The organism is Nonomuraea basaltis (genome assembly GCF_005893125.1).
Classification (GTDB): Bacteria; Actinomycetota; Actinomycetes; order Streptosporangiales; family Streptosporangiaceae; genus Nonomuraea; species Nonomuraea basaltis.
Genome location: NZ_VCJS01000403.1, coordinates 1 through 6,280, shown reverse-complemented (window position 1 = coordinate 6,280; position 6,280 = coordinate 1). Strand labels below are relative to the sequence as shown.

Genomic DNA, 6,280 nt, shown 5'->3' with positions numbered 1-6,280 from the left:
CTCCCGGCCAACCAGCAGGGGCACTGTCTTTCATCAGGACTCGAAGTCCAGGAACACCAAGTGCTCACCCGCCGGACGGCTACCAACCACCGAGTCTGCCGCAAGGCAACTCGCTAACACTGATTAGGAACGCATCTTGACGACCCTCGATATCGAGACCGCCATTAAGGAACTCGCCCACCGCGTCTACGACCGCGACCACGCCGAACCCGAGGACCGGGCCAGCACCACGGACTTCGCGTTCGAGTTCATCACCTGGCTTCGCGCCCGCGGGTGGACCGCCCCGCCAGCGGCGCAACCCGCGCCTGCGCCTGTGCAACCGAACGGGCTGCGCGGGGCGGACATCGCCTGCCACGCCCTCGCCCAGCTCAGCAAGGGAGACGACGATGGCCGCTGACCTGGACGACGACGAGACCGGCCTGGTGCCGTTCGACGAGTTCGGCAACCTCCTGCGCCAGGCGTGGACGCCTGAGGGGGAGGTGGTGTGGCGCGCTCCTGAGCCGTTCACCGCACGACTGCAACTCGGCCAGTTCGCCCGCGGCCGCGCCGCCGGATACGTCGTGTGGCTCGACGAGGACAACCACCTGTTCCCCATGTCGATGACGGAGCTGGTGGACACGGTGCGCACGGTCGGCATCGAACCCGGCGGCTACGCCGAAGCGGAGTGGATCGCACACCGCCGCGGCGGCGCCTACGGCATCCAGCTGTACATGTCGCGTCGGGAGCGGCGCAGGGTGCGCCGCGGCGGTGGCGGCTGATGCTCGAGCACCTGACCGTAGGGGAGCGGACGCACCTGCGCATCCTGCTCGCCCACATCCTCCAGGACCAGCGAGTCCCACCAGAAGCCGCCGACCACATCCGGCAAGCCTTCCGGGCCGAACTCGAAGCCCTGTCCCGGCCGTGCCCCCTCACCCTGGTCTACACAGGGTGGCGGGGCGCCGCCCGTCACCGGGTCCGCGAGGACCTGGAGGACGCGCGGGCCCGAGCCGGCGGGCGCCTGCACGTGATCGTTGGCTACAACCCCGACACCGACGACCCGCCCGGCGGTGACCGGTGGACGTACGAGTGGGCCAACAACACGGTCGGCGTGACCGTCGAGACGCACCCCGCCCCATGGGACGTCCCCGAACTGTCCCGGGCGGCTGGGCCGTACCGCAACGGTTACATGCTCGGCCTCGCTGCGGGCCGGCCTGGTGACTTCGGAGTCCTCGCGCACCTGCATCCCAAGAGCCGAGGCGCAGCAGGTACCGCCGCGTTCGCCGGGTACCTGGGCCTGCCCCTGTTGAGGAGACCCGCCATATGACCAGCAAGTCCGACGTGAAGAAGCTCGTCGAGGCCGAGACCGAACGTCTCGGTTTCCAGATGGAGCTCGCCAACGGCAAGTGGCTGATCATCAACCCCAACAACGGCCGCACCGGCGAGATCCCGCTGCAGGCCATGGGACGGGGGATCGACAACTACCGCACCAAGATCCGCTCCCTGCTGCACGACCACCCGACCAAGCCGTCCCCCATGGTCGCCGCCACCGACCCCGCCACACAGAAGGACGACAGCATGCCCCGTGACACCTGGTGGAGCGTCGAAGCGCTCCTCGCCGCCGCCTTCGCGAACGGCCTGAGGCCGTACGTATCGGGCGGCAACCTCCACACCCCCGGCCCGGTCGATGCCCAGCCGTACGCCGAGATGCTGCAGGCCCGCAAGGACGAAGTGATCCGCCACCTCACCAAGACCCCCACCACCGAAGGAGACACCGCTGTGCCGACGATCGGCGAGTCCGCCAATGTCACCAGGAACAAGCCTCGCGACATCGCCGCCGACGCCGAAGCCCTCTGGGGGCTGCTGCGCGAAGCGGCCCGCGAGCAGGGAGACAAGACGCTAACCAACGGCGGCGTCGTCGGCGTCCAGTGGGTCGGCGCGCTCGCCGACATCATCAAGGCCACCTGCCCCGACTGGGACGACATCCACGAGAAGGACGTCCGGCAGTACCTGAACCGCACCGAGCACACCCGCTGCCACCGGCCGCGCGCCACCCCGCCCGTTTGGTGGATCGCCCTGACGTGGAACAACGGCGACCTGACCGTCACCAAGACCACGCCGAAGACCACGGCCAAGGCGGATCCCCGGACCGTCGCCGCCGCGGCCGCGAAGAAGGCCCCCGCTGACAAGCCCGCCGCACCGGCACCGGCCGCCACCGCGCCGCCGGCCACCGCCGGTCCCGCCCTGCGGGCGCTCATCGGGTTCGAGCAGGCCATCCAGCAGGCAGAAGCCGAACGGGACCAGGCGATTCGCGAGCGGGACGAGCTCAAGCGCGAGCTGGAGAAGTCCCGCGCCGACCACGCCGACGTCCGGGTCGAACTGGACGAGGTCCAGGCCAAGCTGGACCAGGCGCAGGCCGAACTCACGGCGATCAACGCCGTGTTCGCCCGGTACGGCGCATCGTGATCGTTCTGTCCGATCTGGACACGGAGGGGCCGCGTGTTCTCAGCCGCTGACCTCAAGCCGTGCCGGGGCAGCAAGGACAAGCTGCCCTGTGGGAAGAACGTCCGGTGGACCCGCACCGAGACCTTCGCAGACTTCCCGGTGGATCCCGCCCCGCACCCGGACGGCAACACCGCCGTGTGGAGAGACGTCCACGGGACCCTGCGGTCACGGCGCGTCACGGCGGACCGGCCGCTCGTCCCCCCGGAGAAGCTGATGATGCCACACGCCGCCACCTGCACCGGCAGACCACGCGTCCAAACCCCGCCGCGCAGGCATACACCGCTGCTGACCTGGCCCCTGTACCACCTGCTCGGCGTCACCCGGGTCGCGAGCCAGGACGACATCAAAAGGGCATACCGGCGGCTCGCCCGCCAGCTGCACCCCGACGTCAACCCAGACCCGAAGGTGGCAGCACGGTTTCAGGAGATCGGGGAGGCGTACCACATCCTGTCCGACCCCGGCCGGCGGCAGGAGTACGACCTGTCGGGGCGGTCGCCGAGAGCAAGATGACGGCTGATAGCGGAACCGCTTACCGTAGCGGGACGCCTCTTCCCTCGGTGGCTCCAACTGAACGATCCAGCACGTGAACGGGCCCGATGGGTTACAAGTTGGCCGACGACGTGGCGATCAACGCGCCGAAGAAGACCCCGCCGAGGGATCTGCTCGCGTTGATCGCCATCGCTCGCAGGATCAACGACCACACCCGCACCGGCTGGCTGACCCGCGAGGAGATCGCCCACTGGGCGCGGATCGACGTGCGGTCGGTGAAGGCGCTGCGGGAACGCCTGGTCGAGGCGGGTCTCCTCGTCGTGCTCGAGACCGGGGGCGGCCGCCGCAGGGCGACCGTGTTCTACATCCCTCCGATGCCCGGCTACCTGCCGGGGGAGCCGCCGCAGCCGATTGACCTGGAGCTCGAACCACCGCGCGACGACTTCCCCCTTTCGGGGTCGGAGGGAGCTCCGGACGACCGTAAAGGGGGAAGCCCAGACTTCCCCCTTTCACCTGTGGACAACGATGTGGACAACCCGAAAGGGGGAAGCCTGGACTTCCCCCTTTCGGAGAGCGAAAGGAGGAAATCTGGACCGGAAAGGGGGAAGTTTGGGGGCAAAAGGGGGAAGTCTGGACTTCCCCCCAATCCTCATTCCAATCCACACTCTCAATCCTCTTCTTCGTACGGGGCTGAGGAGGAAGCGCGCAGCGCGGCCGCCGACCCCCCGGATGAAGACGAAGACAAGATCAGCAAGGAGGACACCACCAGCCGCGCCGCACGAGTGATCACCAAGCGGATCGGTTGCCCCATCGACGAGGCCGAACGGATCGCCCAGACCATCGCCCGCGAGAACCGCATCCGCAAACCCCTGCACATCTACCTCGCAGGCATCCCCGCCGACGACCTGCGCGCCTGGCGCGACAAAGCCCAAGAGCAAGCGCACGAGCAGGCCCGGCCAGCGACACCCACACACCCGGCCGGCCGGTGCACCATCCACTGGCTGTCGCTGCCCTGCATCGGCTGTGCAGCCGACGCCAAGGCCAGGCCCGACGCGTGAGAAGTGACTGGTTGGCGGACCGAGCGACACCACGCAAGCCCGCCACCAGAACAAAGACGGAACCCGCCCACCAAGCGGACCGCCGGAACCATGCGGAAAGTACTCCCAGAGCAGCCAAAACGAGCCAGAAACCCATCAGCACGAGCCGAGCCCACCTCCTCGTCGCTGATGGGTTTTCGCATGCCTGGAGATGCGACTCGACGCATCGGACGCACCAACGGTGACACGACGCACCGCACAGGAAGCGCTGAGCTTCACGGAGACGGACGAACGCCGCTAGGTCGGTACTAGGAGTACCCCTTGAGACGTGAGTCGCTCTATGTCCATTTCAGAGCGTTTTAGCAAGATCGGCAGTGACCATGAAGAGACAGGGCTGGGCAACTGGTCGCTGGGCGGCAAAACCGCCGAGATGGCGCCAATGCAGATGATCAGCTGAACTGACGATCAGGCAAACGCCTGTTCGATTTTCCCTCTGGCCGCCCTCTTCGTGATCTGATCGTTATTAAGCTGCCGGAAAACCGTTACCGAAACTGGTTCCCCAAATGTCTAGGTCGGGCTACTTTTTGTCATGTGCAGATACGAACGAGCGAGCGGATCGCGTGGCTGACCTCCGGGGCAGCCGCAGCGCTCCTACTCGCACAGACGCTGGCAGGAGGCGCGACCACGGCAACGCTGGTCGCCGCCGACCCTGCCCCGACAGTGACCGTTAGCGGTCCCCCCGGGCCGCAGGGCGCACCTGGCCCCCAGGGCGTGCCCGGACCGCAGGGCGTTCCCGGACTGCAGGGCGACCCCGGACCGGCAGGAAGCCCCGGACCCACCGGGCCTGCCGGACCGAAGGGCGACAAGGGCGAACCTGGCGACCGTGGCCCGCAGGGCATCCAGGGCGTGCCCGGACCCGTGACCACCGTCACGCCTACCGGCATCCCGGTACCCGGACCGAAGGGCGACAAGGGCGACGCCGGACCGCAGGGCGAGCCCGGCAAGCCAGGCGAGCCCGGCAAGGATGGCGCGACCGGTCCCAAGGGTGACACCGGACCCGCAGGGCCGCAGGGCGACCAGGGCGAGCCGGGACCGTCCGGCAAGCCCGGTACCGACGGGAGCCCCGGGCCAACCGGTCCCGCCGGTACCGGCGAGCCTGGGCCGACTGGTGCCGCCGGACCTGCTGGGCGTGACGGCAGCACCGGACCGCAGGGCAGCCCTGGACCGTCCGGCAAGCCTGGGCCGACCGGATCACCCGGGCCGAAGGGCGGCCAGGGCAAGCCCGGACCGTCCGACAGTCCGGCAACCGGCGAGATCAACGCGGCCTACACGTCCACCGACACGCCCGCCCTTGCATGGTGGTTTGCCTGGTCGGCCCCAGCAGTCGCCGCAGCCGTAGCGGTCGGCATCGCGGTCAAGCGCCGCCGACGCGCGCAAGCTGATAGCGGGACTGCTGTCAGCAGGAACGCCGATAGCGATGCCGCTATCGACGACACGCAGCAGCTCTAACCAACCCGCCCGCCCGGACCGTCCGGGCACCCAACACCACGAAAGGCAAGATCAATGCAGCTCAACGTCAACCCGGCCGCTCTGTTCGACTCGATCGAGGCCGTTACCGTCGCCCACTCCAAGACGTTCACCCGGCTTGGCGTCTCCCGCCCGATCGGTTTCGTCGTGCTGGGCCTGGCCGCTACCGGCCGCCTTGACGAGCTGGCCACCGCCGAGAACGAGGGCAGCGTCGCCGACCGCATCATCACCGGTGACGAGCTGGCCGACCTTCCCACCGATTGCATCATGTCGCGCGGCACCGGCAAGAACGCGGTCAAGCTCAGCACTTACGCCCTGATCGGCATGTACGTGGGCGCACAGGTCGGTTTCGGTAAGGCGACCCTGACCGAGCTTGGCAAGGTCCCCGGCACGTCCGCGAGCCAGGTTCAGAAGCTTCTGGCTGAGCTGCCGAGCATGGCCGAGTACCGCAAGGAGATCGAGGCCCGCCGCAAGGCAGCAGCCAAGCGCGCCGCCGACGTCGCCGCCGTCCGCCTGGTGTGGAAGTTCGCCGAGAAGTTCAAGGCCCCGCACACGGCCGACACGTACGACGAGGTCATGGCGGACCGTGACCTGACCTGGGCGAACGTGTCCGAGATCATCGCAACTCTCGCCAAGGAGGCCGACGCCAAGACGGACGCCGCCGCCGACGAGGCGAACGCCGACGACCAGGCCAAGGCAGACGCCTAGCAGCACCGGGCGGCCCGTGACGCCACCACGGGCCGCCC

Annotated in this window: 8 protein-coding genes; all 8 read left to right on the top strand. The window is 68.6% G+C overall.

The genetic code is table 11. From position 1 onward, the window contains the following. The first annotated feature begins 136 nt into the window (after positions 1-136). Positions 137-397 carry a hypothetical protein gene (locus tag EJK15_RS66790; RefSeq protein WP_138720512.1) on the top strand — a complete coding sequence of 87 codons (261 nt, stop codon included), beginning with the start codon at positions 137-139 and terminating at the stop codon, positions 395-397. After that, the gene (locus tag EJK15_RS66785) at positions 387-758 is read left to right on the top strand and encodes a hypothetical protein (protein WP_138720511.1); all 372 of its coding nucleotides are present in this window, start codon (positions 387-389) and stop codon (positions 756-758) included. The genes EJK15_RS66790 and EJK15_RS66785 overlap by 11 nt, the downstream gene beginning before the upstream one ends. Continuing rightward, positions 758-1,303 (top strand): hypothetical protein, encoded by a 546-nt coding sequence (locus tag EJK15_RS66780; RefSeq protein ID WP_138720510.1) that lies wholly within the window; start codon positions 758-760, stop codon positions 1,301-1,303. The genes EJK15_RS66785 and EJK15_RS66780 overlap by 1 nt, the downstream gene beginning before the upstream one ends. Next, positions 1,300-2,442, top strand: coding sequence for a hypothetical protein (locus EJK15_RS73955; protein ID WP_206062254.1), 1,143 nt, complete (start codon positions 1,300-1,302; stop codon positions 2,440-2,442). Before EJK15_RS66780 ends, EJK15_RS73955 begins: the two co-directional genes overlap by 4 nt. 33 nt (positions 2,443-2,475) lie before the next feature. Beyond that, on the top strand, positions 2,476-2,991 hold the full coding sequence (locus EJK15_RS77000) for a J domain-containing protein (protein ID WP_276615612.1): 516 nt from the start codon (positions 2,476-2,478) through the stop codon (positions 2,989-2,991). A gap of 98 nt (positions 2,992-3,089) precedes the next feature. Next, positions 3,090-4,028, top strand: a complete 939-nt coding sequence (locus EJK15_RS66765) for a helix-turn-helix domain-containing protein (protein WP_138720509.1) — start codon at positions 3,090-3,092, stop codon at positions 4,026-4,028. A gap of 570 nt (positions 4,029-4,598) precedes the next feature. Then, positions 4,599-5,516, top strand: coding sequence for a collagen-like domain-containing protein (locus EJK15_RS72310; RefSeq protein WP_171075388.1), 918 nt, complete (start codon positions 4,599-4,601; stop codon positions 5,514-5,516). A 54-nt stretch (positions 5,517-5,570) separates the two neighbouring features. Beyond that, positions 5,571-6,242 (top strand): hypothetical protein, encoded by a 672-nt coding sequence (locus tag EJK15_RS66755; protein ID WP_138720508.1) that lies wholly within the window; start codon positions 5,571-5,573, stop codon positions 6,240-6,242. The last annotated feature ends 38 nt before the right edge of the window (positions 6,243-6,280 follow it).

What these genes read in the sequence shown, in the direction of transcription:
- EJK15_RS66785 (WP_138720511.1), top strand. Translation starts at nt 387, where the DNA reads ATGGCCGCTGACCTGGACGACGACGAGACCGGCCTGGTGCCGTTCGAC.
- EJK15_RS66780 (WP_138720510.1), top strand. Translation starts at nt 758, where the DNA reads ATGCTCGAGCACCTGACCGTAGGGGAGCGGACGCACCTGCGCATCCTG.
- EJK15_RS73955 (WP_206062254.1), top strand. Translation starts at nt 1,300, where the DNA reads ATGACCAGCAAGTCCGACGTGAAGAAGCTCGTCGAGGCCGAGACCGAA.
- EJK15_RS66755 (WP_138720508.1), top strand. Translation starts at nt 5,571, where the DNA reads ATGCAGCTCAACGTCAACCCGGCCGCTCTGTTCGACTCGATCGAGGCC.